Source organism: Kribbella jejuensis, from assembly GCF_006715085.1.
GTDB lineage: Bacteria > Actinomycetota > Actinomycetes > Propionibacteriales > Kribbellaceae > Kribbella > Kribbella jejuensis.
This window is the reverse complement of sequence record NZ_VFMM01000001.1, coordinates 1,552,038-1,578,178: the sequence shown is the minus strand read 5'-3', so window position 1 is coordinate 1,578,178 and position 26,141 is coordinate 1,552,038. Positions and strand designations below refer to the sequence as shown.

Sequence of the window (26,141 nt, the reverse complement as noted above, 5' to 3'; positions counted from 1 at the left end):
TGCAGAAGCGTATGTTCACGCCGCAACTGCTTTTAGGTCACACTTCGACGGCCAACGGACGGACGTGAGTCACCAGGCTGAGCAGGAACTTGCCCGGCTCCTCCCACGGTGTCAGGTGTGCCGAGTGCTCGAACCAGATCGCCTTCTTGTACGGCGCCCGCACCGCCTCGAACCATGCCTCGACCGGGGCCGTCGGCGTCGTGTAGTCGTGCCGCCCGAGGAACATCAGCACCGGGATCTGGAACTCGATGACGCCGGTGAAGTCGACCTCGAGCATCTCGTCGAGCACCCGGCCGAGCGTGAACAGGTTGCCCTCGCCGATCGCCTCGGCGTCGGCCACCGTGTACTCCGGTGACAGCAGCGGCGCCATGAAGAAGTACAGCGAGTTGTCCCGGTACGCCGAGAGCCCGCCGCGGTACTGCGCCCACTCGCGGGCGATGATGATCCGCTCCCGGGTCACTGGCTCCGCACCGGGATACGGGGCGATCGTCGCGAGCTGCTCGAGCGCCTCGGTGTGGTTGTGCTCGCGGGCCTGCTCAACGGCGTAGTCGAAGCAGAGCTGCTCATTCGCGCGGGCGTCGACGATCTGCCCGATGCCGACGTACGCGTGGAACAGGTCCGGCCGTTCGAGGGCGGCCCGCGTGGCGATGATCGTGCCCCAGCTGTGGCCGAGCAGGATCAGCTTGGGTACGCCGTACCGTTCGCGGAGCTGCTCGGCGAGCTCGATCGCGTCGGTGACGTACTGCGCGATCGTCAGGGTGTCCGCGATGGTCTCGGGGTCGATGGTGTGCAGCGTGCGACCGGCGGCGCGCTGGTCGTAAGTGACGACCGTGAAGTACTCCTCAAGCGGCCGCTGGAACTCCCAGGCCACCGGGGCGAGAGGCGACGCCGGGCCGCCGTGGATGAACAGGATGACGGGGTTGGCGCGATCGTTGCCGCGCGCATAGACCCAGTGGTCTACCCCGCCGGCGGTCAGCAGGTAGTTCTCCTGGACGCCGTTGGGCGTGACGATGCGCTGCAGGTCCGCGATGATCTCGCGAGCGTCGTCGAAGGTTTCACTCACCCGGTGAGAGTACGGGCTCGCAGGTCTTCACCAGCGGTGCGTGCAGGCGCTGCGCGAGCACCTGACGCTGGGTGGGCTGCGCCTCGGCCTGCCGCTGTAGGCCCTGCTCGGTCAACCGGACGTTGATCGCCCGCCGGTCCTCCGGGCACATGTGCCGCTCGACCAGACCGGCGACCTCGAGCCGGCCGATCACCCGGGACAGGGCGCTCTGGCTGAGGTGCACGGACTTCGCGATCGTCGCGACCTTCGCGGAGTGCTCCGGCAGCTCGGCGAGCCGCTCGAGCACCTCGTACTCACTCATGCCGAGCGAGTGGCCGGCCTGCAGTGCCCGGTCGAGGGCGCAGGTCAGGTCCGCATGGCGGGCCAGCAGCTCGCGCCATTCCCTGACGTCGGCGCTGACATCGGCGGTGGTCTCACCAGGCCCACCGCTGACCTTCATAGCGGTCATGGAGCCGACCATAGCATGCAGCTGCAATCAATGCAAACGCATTTAATGCCTAGACATTAGATGCACATGCATGGAATAGTCTCTCCTCGTGACTACGCAAACCCCCGCTTCAACAAGCACTGGACCTGCCCGCATGACCTGGGACGCGCGCCTCTGGGGGGCCCTCCTGGTGGTCTGCGGTGTGATCTTCCTCGACGGCCTGGACGTCTCCATGGTCGGCATGTCACTGCCGTCCATCGGCGCCGACCTGGGCGTCTCCCTTGCCTCTCTGCAGTGGGTCGTGACCGGCTACGTGCTCGGGTACGGCGGTCTGCTGCTGCTCGGCGGCCGGACCGCCGACCTGCTCGGCCGGCGCCGGGTCTTCCTGATCGCGCTGGCCGTCTTCGCCGTCGTCTCGATGCTGAGCTCACTGGCCAGCAATCCCGAACTGCTCATCGCCGCGCGGTTCGTGAAGGGTGTCGCCGCGGCGTTCACCGCCCCGGCCGCGCTCTCGATCATCACCACCACCTTCCACGAAGGGCCGGACCGCAACCGCGCCCTGAGCATCTTCACCACCTGCGCCGCCAGCGGCTTCTCGATGGGCCTGATCCTCGGCGGCGCACTGACCGAGGTCGGCTGGCGCTGGACCTTCCTGATGCCCGGTCCGGTCGCCCTGATCGTGCTGCTGTTCGGCATCAAGCTGATCCCGAACAGCCCGCGGGACGACGCCGCCGGCGGGTACGACGTACCGGGTGCGGTGACCGTCACCGCCGGAATGCTGTCCCTGGTGTACGCGGTCGTCGGCGCGGAACACGCCGGCTGGGTCTCGGTGCAGACGATCGGGCTGTTCGCACTGGCCGTCGTGCTGCTGGCCGGCTTCGTCGCGATCGAGCTGCGCACCAAGCACCCGCTGGTCCGGCTCGGCATCCTGCGGAACGCGTCGCTGCGGCGCGCGAACCTGGCCATCCTGACCGTCTTCGGTTCGTACGTCGCCTTCCAGCTGATCGGCACGATGTACCTGCAGAACCTGCTCGGCTGGTCGTCCTTCCAGACCGCGCTCGGGTTCCTCCCGGCCGGCCTGCTGGTCGCCACGCTGTCCCCGAACGTCGGCAAGATCGTCGACCGGGTCGGCACCGAGAAGATGATCATCGTCGCGATGGCGTTCTTCGTCGCCGGGTACGCGCTGAGCCTGCGGATCGGCCCGGAGTCGGCGTACTTCTCGACCGTGTTCCCGACCATCATGCTGCTCGGTCTCGGGTTCGCGCTCGGGTTCCCGTCGCTGAACATCCAGGCCGTGTCCGGGGTCCCGGACCACGAGCAGGGGCTGGCCTCGGGGCTGTTCAACACGTCGAACCAGGTCGGCGGCGCGGTCGTACTGGCGATCGTGACCGCGGTGATCAGCGGTCAGACCGCAGGCGTCACCGCCGCGTCCGGCGTGCTCTCGGCGTACAAGTCGGGACTCGGGGTCGTGACCGGAATCGCGGCGCTCGGATTGGTCATCGCGCTGACCGGTCTGCGCGGGCTGAAGGCCCGGCGGGCGGCCGAAGAGGCTGAGGCGGCCGAGCTGGCTGCGGTACAGGACGAGCTGGCGGCGGAGGAGATGACGCCTGCAGCGTGACAACAACCAGCCCGGCTGGGCTGTGCAGTGATAGAGAGTGGACGGTGCGGACTCCTTCCGGGGTCCGCACCACCGCATCTCGGGGGATTCCCCGATTGGTTTCGGCCCGCCGGGGTGCTGGACTGGACGCATGAGCAACCAGAGCTACGACGAGAAGGTCAAGGACATCCTGGACCGCGTCGCCAAGGGCCACCTCTCCACCGAGGAAGGCGCCACATTGATCGCCGCCCTCAAGACCGACGGTCCGGCTGCGGCCGGGGAGCCGTCCGGTACGTCTCCGGTTGCCGAGGAAACTCCGAGCACGTCCCGTGACCGCACTGGTTGGCCGGCGGCCGAGGACCTCAGCTCCCCGGAGGTCTGGGCGGAAGCAGTGGACTCCCCAACGGCCGAGCCGACAACCGGACCGACTACCGGACCGACCACCGGATCGATCGCCGGACCGACTGGCGAGCCAACCGCCGGGCCGACCGCCGGACCGGCTACTGGACCGGCTGCCGCGACGCCAGCAGACGCGACTGCGGGGCCGACCGCCGAGCGGACGGCCGAGCCGGTTGGGCCGCCGCAGGGGGAGCCGTCCGCCCGGCACGCCGCCGAGCCGTCGTCCGTGCAGGACCAGGTGCAGGACCAGTTGCAGGACAAGGCGCAGGACGAGGTTGCCGAGGAGCCGGTTGAGGAAGAGCACAGCAATGTGCCGATTCCGTCCGGTGTGCAGCGGGTGACCGTGCGGGCGATCGGCCGCCGGGTTCGCCTGATCGGTGAGCCTGCGGTGAACGGCGTGGCCGTCGACGGGCCGCACGTGATCAAGCGCGACGGCGACACCCTCGCGATCAGCAGCGAAGGCGACATGGGTGTCTCGATCGACGGGTTCAGCATGCTGCGCAACCCGACCGACCTGAAGGCGCACGTCAACGGCCTGGCCAAGGAGCTTTCGATCCGGGTCAACCCGCATCTCCAGGTCGAGGTCGAGGTCACCGGCGGCAGCGTGAACGCCGAGCGCCTGCCCGGCCTGACCCGGGTCCGGGTCACCGCCGGGATGGCGAAGGTGACCGACGTCGACGGGCCGATCGACGTCCTCGTGCAGGCGGGTTCGGCCGACCTGGACGCCCAGATCACCAAGGGCCGGTCCCGCGTCCGCGTCGAGTCCGGTACGGCGAAGGTCGCGCTCCGCCGCGGCTCCGACGTCCACGTCCACACCGAGGCCCAGCTCGGCCGCGTCACCTGGTCGGGCGCCGTCTCCGGCCAGTCCAAGGACGTCGAAATCGGCCGCGGCCGCGCCGCCCTCGACGTGGAGGTGCTGGTCGGCACCGCTCAGATCACCTCGGACTGAGCACCAGCATCCGCCCGGGATGCCCGTACGCCCGGAGGGTTGCCCGCTCTCGAATTCTCGATCGGCAACCCTCCAAGTCAGTGCGTGGCGCTCGGCGCTGCGGCCGGGATCGTGCGTGTCGTGCGGAGCGGCGACAGGTAGAGGACGGCGTTTCCGGCCAACGTGCCGAGGCCTGCGATCCACAACGTGGGGCGCAGGCCGAACGCCGTACCGAGTGCGCCGCCGAGCAGGCTCCCGACAGGGGCGGCGCCCCAGCCGAGGAAGCTCATGGTCGCGCTGACCCGACCCTGCAGCTCCGGCGGGCACACGCGTTGCCGCGTGCTGACCTGCAGGATGTAGCTGACGATGATGCAGAAGCCCGCGAGCAGCGTGGCGGCGACGAACCAGCTCACCTGCCAGCCGGGCGCCGTCAGCGCCTGCACGGTGAACGCGACGCCGATCCCGGTCGACGAGAGCAGCAGCGTGCGCGCATCGCCGTACCGCGTGCTGAGTTTCTCGGTGACGGCCGACGCGGCGATCGCGCCGAGCAGGCCGATCATGCTCAGTACGCCGATCGTCGCCGGCTGCAGGTGGACGCCGCGGACCAGGTAGACGACCATGATCGCGCCGGCCGCGGATTGGAACAGCATGGTCGTCATCGTGTTCAGGGCCAGCGGCCGCAGCAGCGGGTGCTTGACGACGTACCGCAGACCGTCGCCGATCTCGCGGCGGAGATCGGGGCGTTCCGGTGGGATCGGTGCGGCCTCCGGGGTGCGGATGCTGCGCAGCCAGATCGCCGACCACAGGAAACTCAGCGCGTCGAGGCCGATCGTCAGCGCGGCGCCGAGCCATTGGACGAGCAGGCCGCTCGCCCCGGCGCCGATGACCGCCGCGATCGAGTGGTTCGCGGCGAGCTTCGCGTTGCCCGGGAGCAACCGGTCGCGGTCGAGCATCCGCGGCAAGTACGAGTTGTGCGCGACGTCGAACAGCACGGTCAGGACGCCGGCCGGTACGAGTACGACGTACAGCTGCGTCAGCGTGAGTACGCCGAACCACCAGGCGATCGGGATCGATGCAAAGAGCAGCGCCCGGAGCAGGTCGGCGTACACGAGTACCGGGCGGCAGCGGATCCGGTCCGCCCAGGCGCCGGCGAACAGGCCGAGGACCAGCCACGCGGCGGTCTCGCAGGTGCGGAGGAGGGAAATCTGGAGGGTCGAGGCGTTCAGGGTGAGTACGGCGAGCAGCGGGATGGCGCCCATGCTGATCCGCGAACCGAGCTGACTGAGCAGGTCGGCGGTCCACAGCCGGCGGAAGTCGGGGTGGCGGAGAATGCCCATTCCGCGACCGTAAACGCCAAGTTGAGCGCTGTCGACTCAACTGTCAATAAAGTTGAGTCGACAGCGCTCAAGTCTGACGAAATGGACGGCTCCACAACAGCAAGCGCCCCGGTGGTCGTCCACCGGGGCGCTGGAAGCTGCGGTGGGATCAGCCGGTGAAGGGTTCCGCGGCGACGATCTCGACGGTGACGGGCTTGCCGTTCGGGGCCTCGTAGGTGGCCTTGTCGCCCTTCTTCTTGCCGAGGATGGCCGAGCCGAGCGGCGACTGCGGCGAGTAGACGTCGATGTCGACCGACGCGTCCAGGGCGAGCAGTTCGCGGGAGCCGAGCAGGAACGTCTCGACGTCGTCGTCACCGGCGAACTTGATCGACACCTTCATGCCGGGCTCGATCTTGCCGCCGGCCTTCGGCGTCTCGCCGACCCGCGCCCGCCGGAGCATGTCCTCCAGCTGCCGGATCCGCGCCTCCATCTTGCCCTGCTCGTCCTTGGCGGCGTGGTAGCCGCCGTTCTCCTTGAGGTCGCCCTCGTCCCTGGCCTCGCTGATCCGCTGGGTGATCTCGGCACGGGCAGGGCCCTTCAGGTGCTCGAGCTCGGACTTCAGCTGGTCGTAACCGTCCTGCGTCAGCCAGACAACGCTGTCCTCGTCGATCTTCTGCGTCACGGGCTGCTCCTTGTGTCGGTCGGATGGGCAGGAAAATGCTGCTGGCCGCCGTCGTCGACGGCGACCAATCCATCGAGCGTAGCAAGAGACCGCCGATCACGCAGGTGTCCTGACCGGTCATTGACGCCTGGAAAGCGTTTGCTACCACTGTTTTTCCGCCCTCGGCGGACAACCGGCGGCAATCGGTTGCCGTGGCAGCTTGTCCTGGGGTCAGCGCGGCCGGTGCTGGTCGGCGGTCGTGCAGCCGACGAGAACCACCGAGGTCGCCGAGCGTTGCGTTGTCAGCGTCACCGGTACGGTCTGGTGCCGGGGCGAATCGGCCGCGATCGTGACCGTCACCTCGCCGACGATCGAGAAGTCGGCGGCCTTCGCCTGCAGCCGGCAGCTCGCCTCGACCGACTTGTTCCGGTCCACCGTCATGGTCGCCGTCGCGCTGGTCGGGGAGACGATCGTGAACCCCTGCAGCTCCGAGCGCACCGGCGGGTTCGACTGCACCCATGCGGCCCACACCAGCCAGACCAGGCCGGCCAGGACGACGACGCCCAGGACGCCGATCAGCAGCGGCCGACGGGACCGTCCGGTGCGCCCGTACCGCGCGCTCAGGTCGGGCGCCGGGGCGGCTGGTCCGGTCGGAGTCGGCCCGGTTGATTGCTCGGTCACAGGTTGTCCAGGGGGTCGGTCGTGGGTTTTGCACGGGGTTGGAGGACCATTGTGCCTGTGAGTGGAGATCTTCGGTTGTTGCATGTGCACGCCCACCCGGACGACGAGTCGAGCAAAGGAGCCGCATCGACCGCCCGGTACGTCGCCGAAGGCGTCGAGGTGATGGTCGCGACCTGTACCGGCGGTGAACGCGGATCGATCCTGAATCCGAAAATGGACCGCCCGGAGGTGCTGGCGAACATCACCGAGATCCGCCGCAAGGAGATGGACGCGGCGCGTGAGATCCTCGGCATCCGGCAGGAGTGGCTGGGCTGGGTGGACTCCGGCTTCCCGGAGGGCGATCCGCTGCCGCCGCTGCCCGAGGGCTGCTTCGGGGCGTTGAAGGTGGAGGACGCCGCGGCCCCGCTGGTGAAGCTGATCCGCGATTTCCGTCCGCAGGTCGTCACGACGTACGACGAGAACGGCGGCTACCCGCATCCGGACCACGTGATGTGCCACCAGATCACCGTCGCGGCGTTCGAGGCGGCCGGTGACAAGGACGCGTACCCGGAGCTCGGCGAGCCGTGGCAGCCGCTGAAGCTGTACTACCACCACACGTTCCACTACGAGCGGATGAAGGCGCTGCACGACGCGATGGTCGAGCGCGGTCTGGAGTCCCCGTACGCCGAACGGTTGAAGGACTGGAAGCCGGATCCGGAGAACGAGCGCCGGATCACCACCCGGGTCGAGTGCGCGGAGTACTTCGCGGTCCGGGACAAGGCCCTGCTCGCCCACGCCACTCAGATCGACCCCGACGGGGCCTGGTTCGCCGTACCGCTGGAGGTACACCAGGCAGCCTGGCCGACCGAGGACTACGAGTTGGCGCGGAGTGTCGTCGAGTCCGAGCTGCCCGAGAACGACCTGTTCGCGGGGCTGCGCTGACGGGCGGCGCCGACAATGAGAGAATGGTGGCGTGACAGCGATGATCTCCCTTCAGACGGCCGAGATCGACCCCAACGTGGTGAAGCCGGGCTGGGTCGCGCTGCTGATCGTGCTGGCGCTCGGTGTCGCCACGTTCCTGCTGTGGCGCAGCATGGCCAAGCAGCTGAAGCGGATCGACGTGGACCGCGCTGGTGCGGACGCCCCAGCACCGTCCGACGACCCAGCGAGTCCGGCCGGCTCGCCGTCCCCGGATGGCGCTGCGGCGCCGACGACCTCGGAGCAGACCCCGACCCCGAATGAGCACTCTTCGCACTGATTGATCTCAGTGCGGTAACCGATTCCTGGTAGACCGGTCACGACATGGTGTCGGACTGGGCTGCCCACCTCTGGCTGACCCTATAGTGAGCCGCGTGCTGACAGGTGCCCACGACCGTTCCCTCCGGTGACCGCGACCCGCGCGGCCCGGCATCGCATGCCCGGGCGACTGGTCGTGGGTGGGATGGGTGCTGTCGTCGTGGCCTCGGTGGGCCTGGTGGGCGCGCTGTACGCGGCCGGCTCCGAGCCGCAGAACGCCGGCGGCATCGGCGGGCCCAGTGAGTTCTGGTCCTGGCTGCTGCCGCTGCTCCGGCTGATCGCCACGCTGGCGACCGTCGGCTGTGCGGGCGCACTGCTGGCGGCTGTCGTCGTGCTGCGGATCGAGGGCGGTTCGCTCGGCGTCCAGGGCCGGCGTGCGGTCCGGGACGCGAGCAATGCGGCGCTGATCTGGGCGATCTGCGCGTTCGCGTCCTCGATCGTGACCGCGGCGCTGCTGCTGAACACTCCGATGCGGCTGCTGGGGCTCCGGATCGACGACGCGCTCGGCGTACCCGAGGTGAAGGCACTGCTGATCACGGGCATCCTCGTGCTCGCGCTCTCGATCGGGATCCGCCGCGTGCAGACGTCCTCCGCCGCGGGCCTCGGCGTACTGGTCGCGATCGCCGCACTCGTCCCGACCGCGGTCACGACGTACCCGAGGAACGAGTCGTACGTCGTGCTGGCCGGCGCCGCGCTGGTGGTCCACGTGATCGCCGCGACCACCTGGGTCGGCGGACTGGCCGGCCTGGTGCGGTACGGGCGCGCGAGTCGGAGCGGGCTGCCGATCGTGCTGGAACGGTACGGCCAGGTCGCGATCGTCTCGGCCGTTGCCGTCGCCCTCAGCGGCCTGATCAGCGGCGCCGGCCGCCTCGCCGCGAAGGGCGGCGGCTGGGACTCGGTCCTCGACGAACTCACCGGCGACGCGTACGGCGCCCTGCTGCTCGCGAAACTCGTCGCCTTCGTACTCCTCGTCGTACTCGCCGCCGTCCACCGAACCACCGCGACCGGCGACCTCCTCGACTCCACCCACGCCTTCTGGCGAGTCGTCGGCGTCGAACTCCTCGTCATGGCACTCACCCTCGGCCTGGCCGTCGCCCTCTCGCAGACCGCTTAGTCCCAAGGCGCGGTTCGGAGGCTCTCTGTGGTGCGTCGGGCGCGGTCGGCGGGTGGTTCCTCGGCGGGGCGGCCGACGGCGATCATCGAGACGATGTGCCAGCCGGGGCCGGGGTTGAGGTCCTTGGTGAGGGCTTCGAGGTCGAACGCGCGGAACTGACGGCAGGCCAGCTCCATCGCGTGGGCCTGCAGGGTGAGGTGCGCGACGGATTGGCCGAGGTCGTAGTCGGCGAAGTCGGAGTACGCCCAGTCGGTGTCCTCGACGTACCGGTGGGCCATCGTCACGATCAGCAGCGACGCGGTCGGCGCCCAGCGTGCAGAGCTGCGGGCGAGATGCTGGACGACCCGGTCGTGCTCGGGCTGACCCTGGCGCGCGACGAAGTACGCCCAGGGTTGCGAGTTGCCCGCGGACGGCGCCCAGCGTGCGGCCTCGAGCAGTACGTCGACGTCTTCCTCCGTGACGGTCCACTCCGGGTCGAACAGGAGAGGGCTGAAACGACTGGCAAGCAGCGGATGCACGGGCATGGACCCATTCAACGAGTGACGGTCGCAGCGCCTACGGTGGGGGTATGGCGAACGAGCTCGGGCGATCGACCAGTCCGTACCTGCGGCAGCACGCGGAGAACCCGGTGGAGTGGCGGGAGTGGTCCGAGCTGGCGTTCGCGGAGGCGCGGGAGCGGGACGTGCCGGTGTTCCTCTCGGTGGGGTACTCCGCTTGTCACTGGTGTCACGTGATGGCGCACGAGTCGTTCGAGGACCCGGGGACGGCGGCGTACCTGAGCGAGCACTTCGTGAGTGTGAAGGTGGATCGCGAGGAGCGGCCGGATGTCGACGCGATCTACATGGCGGCGACCGTCGCGATGACCGGGCAGGGCGGGTGGCCGATGTCGGCGTTCCTGACGCCGGCCGGGGAGCCGTTCTTCTGCGGGACGTACTTCCCTCGCGAGGCGCGCGGCGGGATGGCGTCGTTCCGGCAGGTGCTCGAGGCAATCACCGACGCTTGGCAGCACAAGCGTGAGCAGCTCGACGGGATCGGGAAGCGGGTCGTCTCGCAACTCGGGGCGCAGCAGGCGGCTGCCGGATCCGAGGTCGATCTCGAGCGCGCCGTCCAGTTGCTGAAGACCGAGTTCGATCCGGTGGACGGCGGGTTCGGGCGGGCGCCGAAGTTCCCGCCGTCGATGGTACTGGACTTCCTGCTCCGGCATCAGCGGCGTACCGGCAACGAGGACGCGCTGGCGATGGTGGCGCAGACGTGTTCGCGGATGGCGCGCGGCGGGATGTACGACCAGCTCGCGGGCGGGTTCGCGCGGTACTCCGTCGACGGGCAGTGGGTGGTGCCGCACTTCGAGAAGATGCTGTACGACAACGCGTTGCTGCTCGACGTCTATACGCAGTGGTGGACGGTGTCGGGGGAACCCTTGGCCCGGCGGATCGCTGTCGAGACGGCCGACTTCCTGTTGGGCGAGTTGCGTACGGCGGAGGGCGGGTTCGCGTCGGCGCTGGACGCCGACACGGAGGGCGAGGAGGGCAAGTACTACGTCTGGACACCGTCGGAGCTGCGGTCCGTGTTGTCCGCCGACGACGCGGAGTGGGTCATCGGCTTGTGCGACGTCACCGGTACCTTCGAACACGGCTCGTCGGTTCTCCAGCTTCGTGAGGACCCGGCTGACGACGTCCGCTGGTCCCGGATCCGCGAAGAGCTGAGGCGCGCGCGGAACCTTCGTACTTATCCGGGGCGTGATGACAAGGTGGTCGCTGCGTGGAACGGGCTGGCGATCACCGCGCTGACTCGTGCCGGCGTGGTGCTCGAGCGGCCGGAGTACGTCGAGGCTGCTGTTGGGGCGGCTCGGTTGATCCGTGACGTGCACCTGGAGGGGGCGCGGTTGTACCGCACGTCGCGGGACGGGGTGCGGGGGAGTGCGGACGGCGTACTCGAGGACTACGCCGCGTTCGCCCAAGCCTGCTTGACCTTGCTGGGTGCGACCGGGGACGTCGAATGGTTCCGTACGGCGGAACTCCTGCTCGATCGTGTCCTCGAACAGTTTGTTGCCGACGGCACCTACTACGACACCGCGGCCGACGCCGAACAGCTCGTCTGGCGCCCGCAGGACCCCACCGACAACGCCACGCCCTCCGGCGTGAGCCTCACCGCCGAAGCCCTCACCACCCTCACCAGCCTCACCGGCACAGCCAGGTACGAAGACGCCGCCCACCAAGCTCTCGCCGCCTCCGCCGCCCTCGCCTCCCAAGCCCCCCGCTTCGCCGGCCGCGCCTTGGCAGTCGCCGAGTCAATCGCCGCAGGCCCCTTGGAGATCGCCATAGTCGTCACCACGGAGCCCCCGACCACCCTGAGCCCGACCACCACCGCCCCCGGCTCGGCCACCACCGCCCCGGGCTCGGCCACCCCCGCCTCCACCACGCCCGCCTCCACCACTCCGGCAACCGCTGGCGGAGCTGCCTCGGAGTTGGTTCGTGTTGCCTTTGGCAACGCTCCGTGGGGTACCGCGATTGTTGCTGGGGCGGCTGATCTCGGGGTGCCTTTGATGGAGGGGCGAGGGCTGGTTGGTGGGCAGCCGGCGGCGTACGTATGTCAGAGATTTACCTGCAAGCTGCCAGTCACGTTGCCGGAAGACCTTCGGCAGCTGTTGCGGCCGAGCGCCTGACACCCCGCACGGGCGCAGGTTTTCCCTCAGGTTTCTCTCAGTTCCCTTGACTCACGGCTACCGGGCAGCAACAGTCAGTCCTCACGTCGGATGTAACAGAACTCGCATGGCCCGACACGAAGTGTCACAAATGAGGCAGTGGCACTTCTGCGTCAGCATCCGGCGCGTCCCCAACTGAATCAGGTCGCTGCGCCCAAACAGCGACCACACCGTGAGGAGATGTTGTCTTGAAACGACTGACATCAGCAGGGGCGGTGGCGATCGTCGCGGCGGCGGGTCTCGCTACGACGTTCACCGCTTCGACAGCCGGTGCCGCCGACCGGTCGGTTCCGCTCCCGGCGTCCGGCTTCAACCAGCCGGCCGCCGTCCAGGCCGAGCAGGCGCTGACCGCGCGGACGGCCGCCGCCCTCGGGCTCGGCTCCGGCGAGCAGCTCCAGGTCCGCGACGTCGTCAAGGACCCGGACGGTACGGAGTACGTCCGCTACGACCGTACGTTCAACGGGCTCAAGGTCGTCGGTGGTGACCTGATCGTCAAGCGCGGCAAGGGCGAATCGATCGGTCAGGTCACCTACAACCGCGGCGCGAAGGCTGTCGAGGTCTCCACCAAGCCGACCCTGTCCCAGTCGGCCGCGTTGGCCAAGGGCGCACAAGCAGCAAAATTCAAGGCCAATGGCAACAAAGGCCAGCTCGTCGTCTACGTGACGCCGACCAAGCCCGTGCTCGCGTACGAGGTCGTCACAACCGGCGTGAAGCCTGACCAGACCCCGTCGGTGCTGCACTCGTTCATCGACGCCAAGACCGGCGCCGTGCTCGCCCAGGACGACGAGATCAAGGCCGGGACGGGTAACTCGATGTACGCCGGCACGGTCACGATCGGTACGTCGGGCTCGTCCGGCAACTTCTCGATGACCGACCCGAGCCGCGGTGGCAACTACACCACCGATCTGAAGGGCGCGACGTCCGGGAACGGTACGACGTTCACCGACGCCGACGACACCTGGGGCAACGGCGCCGCCTCCGACCGCGCGACCGCGGCGGTGGACGCGCACTATGGTGCGCAGCTGACCTGGGACTACTACAAGAACGTCCACGGCCGCAACGGCATCTTCAACAACGGTCAGGGCGCCCGCTCCCGCGTGCACTACGGCAACGCGTACGTGAACGCGTTCTGGGACGGCACCCAGATGACGTACGGCGACGGCTCGGGCAACACCCACCCGCTGACCGCGATCGACGTGGCCGGACACGAGATGAGCCACGGTGTCACCGAGGCGACCGCCAACCTGAACTACTCCGGTGACGCGGGCGGCCTGAACGAGGCGACGTCGGACATCTTCGGCACCATGGTCGAGTGGTACGCGAACAACGCGAGCGACCCGGGTGACTACCTGATCGGCGAGAAGATCAACATCAACGGCAACGGTACGCCGCTGCGCTACATGGACAAGCCGTCGAAGGACGGAGCGAGCAAGGACTGCTGGACCACCAGCACCGGCGGCCTGGACCCGCACTACTCGTCCGGCCCGCTGAACCACTGGTTCTACCTGGCTTCCGAGGGCACCGGCAGCAAGACCATCAACGGTGTCACCTACAACAGCACCGCCTGCAACGGCACGACGTTCGCCGGTGTCGGGCGCGACGTCGCTGCCAAGGTCTGGTACCGGACGCTGACCACCAAGCTGAGCTCGGGCAGCACCTACAAGGACGCGCGCGAAGGCGCGATCAACTCCGCGAAGGAGCTGTACGGCGCGGACTCGGCGCAGTGCAAGGGCATCGAGGCCGCGTTCGGCGGTATCTCGGTCCCGGCGGGCTCGGCCGCCTGCGGTGGTGGCACCACGCCGCCGCCGACCGGTGACAACCTGCTGAAGAACCCTGGCTTCGAGTCCGGCGCCGTCGACTGGACCGGCACCGCCGGCCCGATCACGAACGACTCCGGCCGCCCGGCCCGGACCGGCACCTGGAAGCTGTGGCTCGGCGGGAACGGCCGCACCGCGACCGAGAACGTGTCCCAGTCGGTGGCGATCCCGGCGTCGGCCACCAGCGCGACCCTGTCGTTCTGGATCCGCATCGACACCGCCGAAACCACCACGACGACGGCGTACGACACCGCGAAGGTCCAGGTCGTCGACGGTACGACGACGAGCACGCTGGCGACGTACTCGAACCTGAACAAGAACACGTCGTACGTGCAGAAGACGGTGAACCTCACGGCGTACAAGGGCAAGACCGTCACGATCAAGTTCACCGGCCAGGAGGACTCCTCCGCGCAGACGAGCTTCGTCATCGACGACACGTCCCTCACCGCGAGCTGAGCCCGCGATGAACCGTCCGGGGCGCGCGCGGCCATCCGCCCAGGCCCGCGCGCCCTGGACTTCCTTTGCCTTCAAGGAGATCCACATGCGCAGGTCCCTCGTCCCAGGACTCGGCGTGGTGCTCGTCGCGGGAGCTTTGCTTGCTCCCAGCAACATCGCGGCAGCGGCCGACTCGCCGGACATCTCCGTCACAGCAGTCAGAGCTCATCTCGACCAGTTGCAGTCCATTGCCAACAGCAACGGTGGCAACCGCTACACCGGCCGGCCCGGCTACAAGGCCTCGGCCGACTACGTGAAGGCCAAGCTGGACGCGGCCGGGTACACCACCACGCTGCAGTCGTTCAGCACCTCGGCAGGTACGTCGTACAACGTGATCGCGGAATGGCCGCACGGCGACGCGAACCACGTGGTGATGGCCGGCTCGCACCTGGACAGCGTCAGCGCCGGTCCGGGCATCAACGACAACGGCTCAGGCAGCGCCGGCGTACTCGAGACCGCCCTCGCCTACGCTGCCAGTGGCCAATCCCCCAAGAATCGTTTACGTTTCGGCTTCTGGGGATCGGAGGAGCTCGGGCTCCTCGGCTCGAAGTACTACGTGAACAACCTGCCCGCCGCCGAGCGGGACAAGATCGAGTTGTACCTCAACTTCGACATGATCGCCTCGCCGAACCCGGGGTACTTCGTGTACGACGACAACCCGGCCGGCAACGGTGCCCGCGACGACCTGGTCGCGTACTTCACCTCGAAGAACGTGCAGACCGAGTTCATCGACGTCCAGGGCCGGTCCGACCATGCCGCGTTCCGATCGTTGGGGATCCCAACAGCAGGTACATTCTCCGGCGCGGAGGACACGAAGACGTCCGCCCAGGCGGCCAAGTGGGGTGGTACGGCGGGGAAGGCGTTCGACGCGTGCTACCACCGCTCGTGCGACACGATCACCAACCTGGACCTGACGTCGCTCGACCGTCAGATCGATGCGATCGGCCACATGATCTGGACGTACGCGCAGAAGGACTACAGCGGTGGTACGCCGCCGACCGGTGCCAACCTGCTGAAGAACCCGGGCTTCGAGTCCGGCGCGGTCGACTGGACCGGTACGTCGGGTCCGATCACCAACGACTCGGGCCGCCCGGCGCGCACCGGTACATGGAAGGCGTGGCTGCAAGGGAACGGCCGCAGCACTACGGAGAACATCGGCCAGCCGGTGGCGATCCCGGCCGCGGCGGCAGCCGCGGCGTTGTCGCTGTGGATCCGGATCGACACCGCGGAAACCACGTCCTCGACCGCGTACGACACGCTCAAGGTTCAGGTCGTCGACGGGTTCACCGCGACCACGCTGGCGAGGTACTCGAATCTGAACAAGACCACGTCGTACGTTCAGAAGACGCTCGATCTCTCGCAGTACAAGGGAAGGACGGTCACGGTGCAGTTCCTCGGCCAGGAGGATTCGTCCCTGCAGACCAGCTTCGTGATCGACGACGTCGCGGTGACCGCCGGCTAGATCCGGCTAGATCTTGGTGCAGAGCTTGCCCGGTGGGATGGCGGCTTCGGTGAGCAGTGTGGTCACCGGAGTCGCCAGCGGCTTGAGCTGCGGGTCCTCGAGCCGGGCGGTCTTCCCGTTCGCGCTGACGGCGATGATCATGTCGTCGGGGTGCCGGGTCGACGGTTTCGACGGGGTCAGACTCGCCCAGTCGACCTTCTCCGCGGCGGTGCTGAGCGTGGTCAGCAGGCTCGGGTCGAGCTTGCACCGGATCGTGTCCTTGCCACGCGCGGTGACGGTCGCGACGCCGTCGGCGCCGACCTGCACCTGGTCGTTGAACCCCGCGAACCCGCCGGTCCTGGACACGGTGAGGGGCAGACCGGCGCCGACCGGCGCGGACTGGGTCACCGATGGCAGCGTCGGGGCGCTGGAGGGCGGCGTGCTCCCGGTACCGGCTTCACTGCCGCACCCGGTCAGCACGAGTCCTGCGATCACGGCCACTGTGGTGTATCTGCTGAAGTTCCTCACGCACAAGGGATACACGCAGGGAGGCCGTTCGTTGCAGCTGTGACACGACTGAAATGTTCAGATCACCTCTGACACCAGGTCCACCAGCGCACGCGTCAGCAGCACCCGCTCCTCGAACAGCTCCGGTGACGCCTGGGCCTTGCCGAACAGCTCCAGCGGTAGCGCAGTGAACGTCGCACGGATCAGCAGCGAGCCCAGGTACCCGTACAGGACCTCGTCCTCGCTCACCTGCATCCCGTCTGCGGCAAGTCCTTCCTGGAACGCCTCGAGAATCACCTTGTGTACTGCGGGCAGCGCCTCCGCCGACAACTCGCCCGCGTGCGCCAGGCCGATCAGCAACTGCCCCAGGTCGAACCCGACCGCCTGCGGGCAGTCGAAGCCCCAGTCGATCACCACGAACTCGTCGGGGGAGTCGTGTGGGACCAGCAGGTTCTGCGGGCTGGCGTCGCCGTGCTGGTAGCACTGGGGGAGTGCGTCCAGGGCGTCGAGCACCCCAGGGACCCGCGCGCCGAGGTCCAGCAGATCGTCCTTCAACCGGTGGTCGCCGAGGTTGCAGACGGCTGCCGCGAGCATCGGGTGCCGCCAGGTAGCCGGATCGGACAGCGCGGGCAGGGCGGCGTTCAGGACGCGACCGCCCGCGTAGTACCGCAGACCGTTCCCGGGAATTCTCGAGACCTCCCGGTCGAGCAAGGGCTCGACGAGGTGCGGCTGCCGCCGCGCGGACAGCCGGCCGAGCAGGTAGGCGGCCCGCTCGAAGCGGGCGATCGGCCACGGACCCCACTCCTGGACGACGTTCTCCATCCAGACCGTGCCGCGGTCGTCGTCGTACACATCGATCCGGTACGCCTTCGGGAGCCGCATGCCGTCCGGCATCAGGTCGCCGACGCCGCTGCGGTGCACCGCGATCTCCAGGTTCCACGGCATGTAGTCGATGAAGCTCTGCCGGAACTCCACCGGTACCAGTTCGATGATCGGCGAGTGCCGCACCGACTGGAGCTTCTTCACGAAACAGGACCAGTCCGCGCCGGCGGTTGTGGTCCCGAACACCCGGTGGAGTGACTCGGTGCTCGGCGTACCGATCGGATAGTCGACCGTCTCGACCCGGACCGCGCTCGCGACGGCCGCCGGATCCCCGGTGATCGTCCGCGCGAGCGCGGTCAGGTCCTCCTCCCCCAACGCGTCCCGCCCCAGCACTTCGAGCCCGCTGACCATGATTCCCCCCACGGAAGTAAAGCAGCCTTACTATCTGGATAGTAAAGTGGCCTTATGACTTCCGTCAACGACCTGCCGAGCAGTCCTGCCGGCGCGTGGTCAGAGCATGTGGCCGGTCTGCTGGCCGCTGCGCTGAAGCGGGTCCGGGAGGAGATCCTGGCGACCTCGGAGGAGCACTTCCCGGGGCTGCGGGTCTCCCATTACCGGCTGCTCGAGTTGATTCCGCCCGGCGGCGCCCGGATCACCGACCTCGCGGAGGTCGCGGTGATGACGAAACAGGGTCTCGGCCAGCACGTCGACTACCTGCAGAGACTCGGGTACGTCGAGTCCGACCGGCTGCGCGAGGACCGCCGCGTCCGGCTGGTACGCCGTACCCCCACGGGCGACGAAGCGGCGGCCTTCAGTCGTGCCGCGATCGAACGGATTGAGGGGCGCTGGATCGCCCAGTTGGGCCCTGAGCGCTACGCGGAGCTACGGGAAACGCTCCGCGAGTTGGCCGGCTGAATCAGCCGGCGCGGTAGGTGGCGATGCTGACGGCGATGTAGTGGCAGATGAAGGCCGCCACGGTGAACGCATGGAAGATCTCATGGAAGCCGAACCAGCGGGGGGACGGGTCCGGGCGCTTGGTGGCGTAGACGACGGCGCCGATGGAGTACAGGCCGCCGCCGACCGCGATCAGCGTGACGACCGCGGCACCGCCGGAGTGGTAGATGTCGCCCATCCAGAAGATCGCGACCCAGCCCAGCGCGAGGTAGATCGGCGTGTAGATCCAGCGCGGAGCACTCAGCCAGAAGATCCGGAACAGGATGCCGGCGGTCGCGCCGCCCCACACCAGGCCGAGCATCAGCAGCCGGTCCTTGCCGTGCAGCAGGACCATGCCGAGCGGTGTGTAGGTACCGGCGATCAGCAGGAAGATGTTGCTGTGGTCGAGCCGGCGCAGGATCGCCTCGCCCTTCGGACCCCAGTAGAACCGGTGGTACAGCGCCGAGATGCCGAACAGCAGCATCGCTCCGACGGTGTAGACCGCAGCGGCCCAGCGCGCGTTGGCGTGCGGCGCCAGACAGACCAAGACGATGCCGGCGGCGGTGGCGAACGGGAACGTACCGGCGTGCAACCATCCACGAAGCTTGGGCTTCAGCCGGCCGGAGAGCCGGTGGCCGAGGTCCTGGGGCTGGGCGCTGGTAGCGGTCATCGCCGTCCTTTCGAGGAGATTCGTACCTACGCAACCGTAACCTACGGAACCGTAGGTTGCATCGGTCAGAAGGATGAAATGTAGGCGAAGTCACCCGGGACCCGCAGCACGCCCGCGTGTTCGATGCACGAAGTTCGCGGAAAGTTCGGCCTTGCCGGCAGGTTTCCGATCCTCGCTCCTGGGCCTCTCGCAGGCGGCGATTCTGGGCTAGCCTCGTGACCGAGAGTCTTTGAGGAGAGCACCCTGCCCATGCGGACACCTGGCAAGCAGAAGCTGCGCGACGCGGTCTACGCCCTGTACGAGCGCCGGCTGATCAGATCGCTGTCGCCGGACCGGATCCCGCGGCACATCGGCGTCATCATCGACGGCAACCGGCGCTGGGCCCGGCAGGGCGGCGACCCGGTGTCGCGTGGTCACCAGGCCGGCGCGAACAAGATCTCCGAGTTCCTGTACTGGTGCGACGACGTCGGCGTCAAGGTCGTCACAGTGTGGATGCTGTCCACCGACAACCTGACCCGGCCGGCCGACGAGCTGGAGCCGCTGCTCCGGATCATCGAGCAGGCGGTCGAGGAGCTGACCGCGATCGGCCGCTGGCGGATCCACCCGGTGGGCGCGCTCGACCTGCTCCCGGGCAGTACGGCGGAAACCCTGAAGGCGGCCGAGACCGCGACCCAGGACGTCAACGGCATGCTCGTGAACGTCGCCGTCGGGTACGGCGGCCGCCGCGAACTGGCCGACGCGGTCCGCTCGCTGCTGCTGGAAGAGGCCGCGAAGGGCATCTCGATCGAGGAGCTGGCCGACCGTGTCGACGTCGAGCACATCGCCCGGCACCTGTACACCAAGGGCCAGCCCGACCCGGACCTGGTCATCCGCACGTCAGGTGAACAGCGTCTGGGTGGCTTCCTGCTCTGGCAGAGCGCGCTGAGCGAGTTCTACTTCTGTGAAGCACTCTGGCCGGACTTCCGGCACGTGGACTTCCTGCGTGCGATTCGGAGCTATGCCCAGCGAGAACGTCGCTTCGGGACGTAGAACCTCGCCCGCAGCGCCTGCACGCCGTACGGCGGCCACGAGCGAAGCCGGCACGATCGCGAGGAGGGACGATACCCAGCGGCCGGCCAGTTCTTCGCATGTACTGAGCGTCGCTGCATGGGTGCGGGTACCGGATCACCCAGGGGAGTGAGGATGCTCCCCCTCGCGATTGAAGGTGTAACGCCGTGTTAACCCCGTGGCCTGGCGTGTCGGGCTGCGCCGTTTGCGGGCGGCTCCTACTCTGGCAGAGACGGTCGGAGGGGAAGCCGGCTGTCACGGGAGGCCCGATCAGTTTGAGAATCTCGTTCCAGCCGGTTGCCCCATGAGGGGCCGAACGGAGTACCCGAGACCTGAGGTCTCCGGCTCACTGATCGCCATTGCCGCAGTTGCGGCGCGGACGGGGTCAACACCGGACCCCGAGGGCGGCACCCGACCCATCACCTAACCACTGGCGGGCCGGGGCGAGGGTGTACGTCACGGCCTAGAAGAGGACGTGCGACATGGCCATCCACGCCAAGGCGTCAAGTACCTCATCCACACCGGACCAGCGCACGTTCGTGCTGGACACCTCGGTGCTCCTCTCCGACCCGCACGCGATGCTGCGGTTCGACGAGCACGACGTGGTCGTTCCGGTGGTCGTCGTCACCGAATTGGAGGCCAAACGGCATCACCCCGAGCTCGGCTACTTCGCGCGGACGGCACTGCGACTGCTGGACGAGCTGCGGATCCTGCACGGACGGTTGGACGCACCCCTGCCAGTGGGGGAGAAGGGTGGGACGCTCCGGGTCGAACTGAACCACACCGACCCGGAAACGCTGCCGGCCGGGTTCCGGCTCGGCGACAACGACAGCCGGATCCTGGCCGTGGCCTGCAACTTCATGGCTGAGGGCAAGGACGTGACGCTGGTCTCGAAGGACCTGCCGATGCGGGTCAAGGCGTCGGCGTGCGGCCTGCAGGCCGAGGAGTACCGGGCCGAGCTGACCCTGGAGTCCGGCTGGACCGGGATGGCCGAGCTCGAGGTTGGTACCCAGGTGGTCGACGACCTGTACGAGAACGGTTCCGTCGAGCTGACCGAGGCGGGGGAGTTCCCGACCCATACCGGTCTCGTCCTGCTGTCCGACCGGGGCAGCGCGCTCGGCCGGGTGATGCCGGACAAGCGGATCCGGCTGGTCCGCGGCGACCGGGAGGCGTTCGGGATCCGCGGCCGGTCCGCCGAGCAGCGGGTCGCGCTCGATCTGCTGCTGGACCCCGACGTCGGGATTGTCTCGCTCGGCGGCCGGGCCGGTACCGGCAAGTCCGCGCTCGCGCTGTGCGCCGGCCTGGAGTCGGTGATGGAGCGCCGGCAGCACAAGAAGGTGGTCGTGTTCCGGCCGCTGTTCGCGGTCGGCGGCCAGGAGCTCGGGTACCTGCCGGGCTCGGAGTCGGAGAAGATGCAGCCCTGGGCCCAGGCCGTGTACGACACGCTCGGCGCGCTCACCAGCGGTGAGGTGATCGACGAGGTGATCGACCGCGGCATGCTCGAGGTGCTGCCGCTGACCCACATCCGCGGCCGCTCGCTGCACGACGCGTTCGTGATCGTCGACGAGGCCCAGTCGCTGGAGCGGAACGTCCTGCTCACGGTGCTGTCGCGGGTCGGCGCGAACTCGCGGGTCGTGCTCACCCACGACGTGGCCCAGCGGGACAACCTGCGGGTGGGCCGGCACGACGGCGTGGTCGCCGTGGTCGAGCAGCTGAAGGGGCACCCGCTGTTCGCGCATGTGACGCTGACCCGCTCGGAGCGGTCGCCGATCGCGGCGCTGGTCACGGAGATGCTGGACGACCTGCAGTTGTAAGGGGTGTCGTCGTACTTAGGTAATAGCTTTCTGTAAAGCGAAGGTAAGAACGGCGCGGTCGCCACGCGGTGGCCGCGCCGTTGTTTTGTGACCTGCTTGTGATCACGGACGGTTTACGCCAGAGTATGTTCTCGTCGTAGCCGACGGGGGTCGGGTTTCTCGGAAGGACAGATGAAAGCGAAGCGCTCCGTCGCGGTTCTCGCAGTCACCGGAATCGCCGTGGTCTCCGTTGTCGCCGGTATCGACCTCTTCAGCTCCCCTGGGAGCAGTAGTGCGTCGGAGAAGGTGTCGGGACGCGCCGAGATGGCCGTCATCAACAGCGGCAAGGTGGTCGCCCAGGACGACAAGCCGTCCACCGGACCGTCTGCTTCTGCCGCCGACGCCGCCGCCGACGCGATCCGGATGCGGAACCAGGTCGAGGCGATCGCCCAGCAGCAGGTCGCCCTGCAGAACGCCGCCGACCAGAAGATGGCCGCCAAGAACGCCGCCCTGCGCCGCTACGAGGCCCTGGAGCGCGCCAACCGCTCGTCCAGCGAGGAGCGCGCCAGCCGGGACGCCGAGCGGAAGAAGTACGAGGGCACGCCGAAGGAGGTCGCGATGAACCTCCTCCCCGACCACGGCTGGAGCCAGGGCCAGTTCAGCTGCCTGGAGAAGCTCTGGAACAAGGAGTCCCGCTGGCGGGTCAGCGCGGCCAACCCGACGTCCTCGGCGTACGGCATCCCGCAGGCTCTGCCCGGCAACCGCATGGCGGCCTACGGCAGTGACTGGCGCACCAACCCGGTCACCCAGATCAAGTGGGGCCTGGACTATATCGAGGCCACCTACGGCTCCCCGTGCTCTGCCTGGGGCCACTCCCAGGCCAAGGGCTGGTACTGAGCCCTACCAAGCGACAGGCCCGTTCTCGTCGAAGAAGCCGCCCGTGGGACCGTCCGCGGGCAGCGTGGCGTACCGGACGACCACCGCGGCGCCTGCTGACGCCGGCCGGTCAGCGCCGGGGGACATGTCGGTCCTGGTGTAGCCAGGGTTGACCGCGTTGACCTTGATCGGCGTCGCCCGCAGTTCGGTGGCGAAGGCAACCGTGACCGCGTTCACCGCCGACTTCGACGTGTTGTAGGCCAGTCCGTTCCACTCGGGTCGCCAATCGGGGCCGCTGACGACGGTCAGCGATCCCGCGCCGGAGGAAAGGTTGACGATGCGCCCGGCAACGGCCCGGCGCAGCAGCGGAAGCGCCGCCTGGGTCACGGCGACCAGTCCGAACACGTTGGTCTCGTACGTGTCCCGCAGCGTGTCGAGCGCTACCTCACTCGGGGCCCCTTCCGTGGGGGCGGTGCCCGCGTTGTTGATCAGTACGTCGAGTCGGCCGTACTGCTGCTCGATCACCGCGATCGCAGCGGTGACTGTGTCGTGCGCGCTGACGTCCAGGACGACGTACGACGCCTCCGCGCCCTCTGACTGGAGCTGCTCGGCCGCGGCCTGGCCGCGGTGCTGGTCGCGGGCGCCGATGACCACGCGGTGATCCAGCTGGGCGAGCTGGCGGGCGGCTTCGAAGCCGATGCCCTTGTTGCCGCCGGTCACCAGTGCGACCTTCCGGGTGTCTGTCACTTATTCTCCTGCCGTAAGTCCGGAGACCATTCTGACCAACGGACGGGTTTGACGTGGAGCTGGCGAAGGCTTCTTCTGACCGGGGCGAGCTGACGTTGCGGCGGCGCGACGACGGGGCGTTGGAGCTGCGGGTCAACGGTGTGTTCGTGATGGACGACCAGGAGACCTCGAGCGAAGAGCTGCTGGCGTCGGCGGCGCTGGCGGCGGTGCCGCGTCCGGACCGGGTCCTGGTGGGCGGTCTCGGCCTCGGGTACACGGTCCGCGCGCTGCTCGCCGACGACCGGCTCGGCGAGGTGGTGGTCGCGGAGATCGAGCCGGACCTGGTGTCGTGGATGCGCACCGGCCTGGTCCCGTCGGTCCTCGACGATCCGCGGGTCGCGGTGGTCGTCGGCGACGTCCGGGTGGTCGTTGCCGACCTCCCCGATGCCTCCGTCGACGCGATCCTGCTGGACGTCGACAACGGCCCGGACTTCCTTGTCTACAACGAGAACTCGGCCATCTACACCTCGATGTTCCTGGCCACCTGCCGGTCCAAACTCCGGGCCGGCGGCGTCCTGACCGTCTGGTCCTCGTCGGCGTCACCCGCGCTCGAGTCCGCAGTCACTGCGGTCTTCGGTACGTGCGACGTGAAGCCCGTCCCGGTCGAACTCCAGGGCCGGGACGAGCTGTATTACGTCTATCAGGGCAGTTCGTAGTCCTGTGGCGTTGTCCACAGGTTGTCCAACAGGGCGTTCGGACAGTGGGCGATCGACGTACTCTGCAGGTATGGGTGATGACGCGGAGTTCAGGATCGAGCACGACACGATGGGCGAGGTGAAGGTGCCTCGGGACGCATTGTGGCGGGCTCAGACACAGCGCGCGGTGGAGAACTTTCCGATCTCCGGGCGGCCGCTGGCGCCGGCGCTCGTGCATGCGCTGGCGCAGATCAAGGCCTCGGCCGCGGTCGTGAATGCGTCCCTCGGCGTGCTCGACGCGGACCGTTCGGCGGCGATCGTCGACGCCGCGGACCAGGTGGCGGCGGGGGAGTTCGACGCGGAGTTCCCGATCGATGTCTTCCAGACCGGCTCGGGTACGTCGACGAACATGAACGCCAACGAGGTGCTGGCCACGCTCGCCACCCGTGCGCTCGGCGCCGACGTGCACCCGAACGACCATGTCAACGCGTCGCAGTCCAGCAACGACACGTTCCCGTCCGCGATCCACGTCGCCGCCACCGCCGGCGTCGTACAGGAGCTGTTGCCGGCGCTCGAACATCTCGCGGATTCCCTTGCGCGTAAGGGATCGGAGTTCGCCGAGGTGGTGAAGTCCGGGCGGACGCACCTGATGGACGCCACGCCGGTCACCCTCGGCCAGGAGTTCAACGGGTACGCACAGCAGCTCCGCCGCGGCGCCGACCGGGTGCGCGCGACCCTGCCGCGCGTCGCCGAGCTGCCGTTGGGCGGGACGGCGGTCGGCACCGGGATCAACACACCGCCCGGGTTCGCCGCCGCCGTCATCAGCGAGCTCAACAAGCGAACGGGGCTCGAGCTGACCGAGGCCGAGGACCACTTCGAGGCACAGGGCGCCCGCGACGGGCTGGTCGAGCTGTCCGGCCAGCTGAAGACGGTCGCGGTCAGCCTGACGAAGATCTGCAACGACCTGCGCTGGATGGGCTCCGGCCCGCGCGCCGGGCTCGGCGAGATCGCGCTGCCGGACCTGCAGCCCGGGTCGAGCATCATGCCCGGCAAGGTGAACCCGGTGATCTGTGAGGCGACGCTGATGGTCGCCGCGCAGGTGATCGGCAACGACACCACGATCACCGTGGCCGGTGCCGGAGGCAACTTCGAGCTGAACGTGATGCTCCCGGTGATCGCCCGTAACCTGCTCGAGTCGATCACGCTGCTGGCGAACAGCTCCCGGCTGCTCGCCGATCGCTGCGTCGACGGCATCACCGCGAACGTCGAGCACGCCCGCGCGCTGGCCGAGTCGTCACCGTCGATCGTCACGCCACTGAACCGCTACATCGGCTACGAGAACGCCGCCGCGGTCGCGAAAAGCGCTTTGAAACAAGGGAAAACGATCCGCGAAGTGGTGATCGAGAACGGTCACGTCGAGAAGGGAGACCTCACCGAGGAGCAGCTGGACGCGGCCCTCGACGTACTTTCGATGACCCGGCCGGCCCGTGACTGAGTACTGGGAGCCCGGGACGACGATCGAGTGGGTGTACGAGGGGACCGGCCGGCATGCCGACCTGCCGAACGTCCGGCCGATGACGGTCGTCCGGGACGACGCCGACGGCCTGGTCGCCTGGCTCGCGCCCGGTACGCCGCTGCTCAAACCGGTCCTCGTCGACGGCCGTGAGGTCCGGCACGCCGGTCCGGTCGGGATGTTCACCGAACGGCGGGTGCTGAAGCTCGACGTCTGGCGGGGGACCGGCATTCTCAAGGTGTCTCCGCCCGGCAAGCCGTGGTCGGTGTGGTGCTTCTGGGGCGCCGACGGCACCTTCCGTGGGTGGTACGTGAACCTCGAGCGGGAACACGTCCGGGACTGGGCGGCACGCCGTACCAGCACTGTCGATCACGTGCTCGACCTGTGGATCAACCCGGACCGCTCGATCGAGTGGAAGGACGAGGACGAGCTCGAGGGGGCCGTCGAGGCAGGCCGGTTCACGCCCGCCGAGGCCGAGCGGATCGTTGCGGACGCGCACGCCGCGATCCGGGACATCGAGGCCTGGACGGCGCCGTTCTCCGACGGGTGGGAGATGTGGACGGCGCCGGCCGGCTGGCGGGTGCCGGCGGCGCCGACGACTCACCAGCCAGAGCTGATCGCGGAGGAATTGCACAGCTGACAAC

Annotated in this window: 25 protein-coding genes; 15 read left to right on the top strand and 10 right to left on the bottom strand. The window is 68.4% G+C overall.

Translation table 11 applies throughout. The features are described 5' to 3' along the window. Positions 1 to 37: 37 nt before the first annotated feature. A complete protein-coding gene (locus FB475_RS07690; RefSeq protein ID WP_141853857.1) occupies positions 38 to 1,063 on the bottom strand; it encodes an alpha/beta fold hydrolase in 1,026 nt (341 codons plus the stop codon). After that, entirely contained in the window at positions 1,056 to 1,511 is a 456-nt protein-coding gene (locus tag FB475_RS07685; RefSeq protein ID WP_141853855.1) for a MarR family winged helix-turn-helix transcriptional regulator, read from the bottom strand. The genes FB475_RS07690 and FB475_RS07685 overlap by 8 nt, the downstream gene beginning before the upstream one ends. Before the next feature lie 133 nt (positions 1,512 to 1,644). Here FB475_RS07685 and FB475_RS07680 point away from each other — a divergent pair, with 133 nt between their 5' ends. Beyond that, positions 1,645 to 3,108, top strand: a complete 1,464-nt coding sequence (locus tag FB475_RS07680) for an MFS transporter (protein WP_141853853.1) — start codon at positions 1,645 to 1,647, stop codon at positions 3,106 to 3,108. A 130-nt stretch (positions 3,109 to 3,238) separates the two neighbouring features. Continuing rightward, positions 3,239 to 4,435, top strand: a complete 1,197-nt coding sequence (locus tag FB475_RS07675; protein ID WP_141853851.1) for a hypothetical protein — start codon at positions 3,239 to 3,241, stop codon at positions 4,433 to 4,435. 77 nt (positions 4,436 to 4,512) lie between these two features. Here the strand turns inward: FB475_RS07675 and FB475_RS07670 are convergent, their stop codons facing one another. The 3 genes from FB475_RS07670 to FB475_RS07660 form a co-directional block, all read right to left on the bottom strand. Then, on the bottom strand, positions 4,513 to 5,751 hold the full coding sequence (locus FB475_RS07670) for an MFS transporter (protein ID WP_141853849.1): 1,239 nt from the start codon (positions 5,749 to 5,751) through the stop codon (positions 4,513 to 4,515). Between the two features lie 148 nt (positions 5,752 to 5,899). Beyond that, a complete protein-coding gene (gene greA / locus FB475_RS07665) occupies positions 5,900 to 6,412 on the bottom strand; it encodes a transcription elongation factor GreA (RefSeq protein WP_141853847.1) in 513 nt (170 codons plus the stop codon). A 210-nt stretch (positions 6,413 to 6,622) separates the two neighbouring features. Further along, positions 6,623 to 7,072, bottom strand: coding sequence for a DUF4307 domain-containing protein (locus FB475_RS07660; protein ID WP_238332020.1), 450 nt, complete (start codon positions 7,070 to 7,072; stop codon positions 6,623 to 6,625). A gap of 57 nt (positions 7,073 to 7,129) precedes the next feature. Between FB475_RS07660 and mca the strand changes: the two genes are divergently transcribed. From mca to FB475_RS07645, 3 genes are all read left to right on the top strand, one after another. Next, positions 7,130 to 7,993: a mycothiol conjugate amidase Mca gene (mca, locus tag FB475_RS07655; protein WP_141853842.1), complete on the top strand. Its 864-nt coding sequence runs from the start codon at positions 7,130 to 7,132 to the stop codon at positions 7,991 to 7,993. Positions 7,994 to 8,024: 31 nt separating this feature from the next. Continuing rightward, on the top strand, positions 8,025 to 8,309 hold the full coding sequence (locus FB475_RS07650; protein WP_141853840.1) for a hypothetical protein: 285 nt from the start codon (positions 8,025 to 8,027) through the stop codon (positions 8,307 to 8,309). 126 nt (positions 8,310 to 8,435) lie between these two features. Next, positions 8,436 to 9,461, top strand: coding sequence for a CopD family protein (locus tag FB475_RS07645; RefSeq protein WP_141853838.1), 1,026 nt, complete (start codon positions 8,436 to 8,438; stop codon positions 9,459 to 9,461). On the opposite strand, the gene FB475_RS07640 is transcribed toward FB475_RS07645, so the two are convergent. Beyond that, the gene (locus FB475_RS07640; RefSeq protein WP_141853836.1) at positions 9,458 to 9,985 is read right to left on the bottom strand and encodes a nitroreductase family protein; all 528 of its coding nucleotides are present in this window, start codon (positions 9,983 to 9,985) and stop codon (positions 9,458 to 9,460) included. The two genes, FB475_RS07645 and FB475_RS07640, sit on opposite strands and share 4 nt — an antisense overlap. A gap of 44 nt (positions 9,986 to 10,029) precedes the next feature. Between FB475_RS07640 and FB475_RS07635 the strand changes: the two genes are divergently transcribed. From FB475_RS07635 to FB475_RS07625, 3 genes are all read left to right on the top strand, one after another. Further along, positions 10,030 to 12,123 carry a thioredoxin domain-containing protein gene (locus tag FB475_RS07635; RefSeq protein WP_141853834.1) on the top strand — a complete coding sequence of 698 codons (2,094 nt, stop codon included), beginning with the start codon at positions 10,030 to 10,032 and terminating at the stop codon, positions 12,121 to 12,123. Positions 12,124 to 12,350: 227 nt separating this feature from the next. After that, positions 12,351 to 14,435 carry a M4 family metallopeptidase gene (locus tag FB475_RS07630; protein WP_238332019.1) on the top strand — a complete coding sequence of 695 codons (2,085 nt, stop codon included), beginning with the start codon at positions 12,351 to 12,353 and terminating at the stop codon, positions 14,433 to 14,435. A gap of 85 nt (positions 14,436 to 14,520) precedes the next feature. Next, positions 14,521 to 15,936, top strand: coding sequence for a M28 family metallopeptidase (locus FB475_RS07625; protein WP_141853832.1), 1,416 nt, complete (start codon positions 14,521 to 14,523; stop codon positions 15,934 to 15,936). A 6-nt stretch (positions 15,937 to 15,942) separates the two neighbouring features. Here FB475_RS07625 and FB475_RS07620 read toward each other — a convergent pair whose 3' ends face one another. Next, on the bottom strand, positions 15,943 to 16,323 hold the full coding sequence (locus tag FB475_RS07620) for a hypothetical protein (RefSeq protein ID WP_238332018.1): 381 nt from the start codon (positions 16,321 to 16,323) through the stop codon (positions 15,943 to 15,945). Positions 16,324 to 16,500: 177 nt separating this feature from the next. After that, entirely contained in the window at positions 16,501 to 17,655 is a 1,155-nt protein-coding gene (locus FB475_RS07615) for a phosphotransferase (protein ID WP_238332017.1), read from the bottom strand. A gap of 54 nt (positions 17,656 to 17,709) precedes the next feature. Between FB475_RS07615 and FB475_RS07610 the strand changes: the two genes are divergently transcribed. After that, a complete protein-coding gene (locus FB475_RS07610) occupies positions 17,710 to 18,159 on the top strand; it encodes a MarR family winged helix-turn-helix transcriptional regulator (RefSeq protein ID WP_141853831.1) in 450 nt (149 codons plus the stop codon). Position 18,160: 1 nt separating this feature from the next. Here the strand turns inward: FB475_RS07610 and trhA are convergent, their stop codons facing one another. Then, positions 18,161 to 18,847: a PAQR family membrane homeostasis protein TrhA gene (gene trhA, locus FB475_RS07605; RefSeq protein ID WP_141853830.1), complete on the bottom strand. Its 687-nt coding sequence runs from the start codon at positions 18,845 to 18,847 to the stop codon at positions 18,161 to 18,163. A gap of 249 nt (positions 18,848 to 19,096) precedes the next feature. Between trhA and FB475_RS07600 the strand changes: the two genes are divergently transcribed. The 3 genes from FB475_RS07600 (at position 19,097) to FB475_RS07590 (ending at position 22,584) form a co-directional block, all read left to right on the top strand. Then, entirely contained in the window at positions 19,097 to 19,876 is a 780-nt protein-coding gene (locus FB475_RS07600) for an isoprenyl transferase (RefSeq protein ID WP_141853829.1), read from the top strand. Between the two features lie 500 nt (positions 19,877 to 20,376). Continuing rightward, positions 20,377 to 21,708: a PhoH family protein gene (locus FB475_RS07595; RefSeq protein WP_141853827.1), complete on the top strand. Its 1,332-nt coding sequence runs from the start codon at positions 20,377 to 20,379 to the stop codon at positions 21,706 to 21,708. Positions 21,709 to 21,879: 171 nt separating this feature from the next. After that, complete coding sequence (locus FB475_RS07590; RefSeq protein WP_141853825.1) at positions 21,880 to 22,584, top strand: aggregation-promoting factor C-terminal-like domain-containing protein; 705 nt, start codon at positions 21,880 to 21,882, stop codon at positions 22,582 to 22,584. Positions 22,585 to 22,587: 3 nt separating this feature from the next. Here the strand turns inward: FB475_RS07590 and FB475_RS07585 are convergent, their stop codons facing one another. After that, a complete protein-coding gene (locus tag FB475_RS07585) occupies positions 22,588 to 23,310 on the bottom strand; it encodes an SDR family oxidoreductase (RefSeq protein WP_141853823.1) in 723 nt (240 codons plus the stop codon). 53 nt (positions 23,311 to 23,363) lie between these two features. Between FB475_RS07585 and FB475_RS07580 the strand changes: the two genes are divergently transcribed. The 3 genes from FB475_RS07580 to FB475_RS07570 all read left to right on the top strand — a co-directional run bounded on the left by FB475_RS07580 (position 23,364) and on the right by FB475_RS07570 (position 26,137). After that, complete coding sequence (locus tag FB475_RS07580) at positions 23,364 to 24,005, top strand: spermine/spermidine synthase domain-containing protein (RefSeq protein WP_141853821.1); 642 nt, start codon at positions 23,364 to 23,366, stop codon at positions 24,003 to 24,005. A gap of 70 nt (positions 24,006 to 24,075) precedes the next feature. After that, positions 24,076 to 25,479 (top strand): class II fumarate hydratase, encoded by a 1,404-nt coding sequence (locus FB475_RS07575; protein ID WP_141853819.1) that lies wholly within the window; start codon positions 24,076 to 24,078, stop codon positions 25,477 to 25,479. Beyond that, the gene (locus FB475_RS07570) at positions 25,472 to 26,137 is read left to right on the top strand and encodes a DUF402 domain-containing protein (protein ID WP_238332016.1); all 666 of its coding nucleotides are present in this window, start codon (positions 25,472 to 25,474) and stop codon (positions 26,135 to 26,137) included. Before FB475_RS07575 ends, FB475_RS07570 begins: the two co-directional genes overlap by 8 nt. Positions 26,138 to 26,141: the final 4 nt, after the last annotated feature.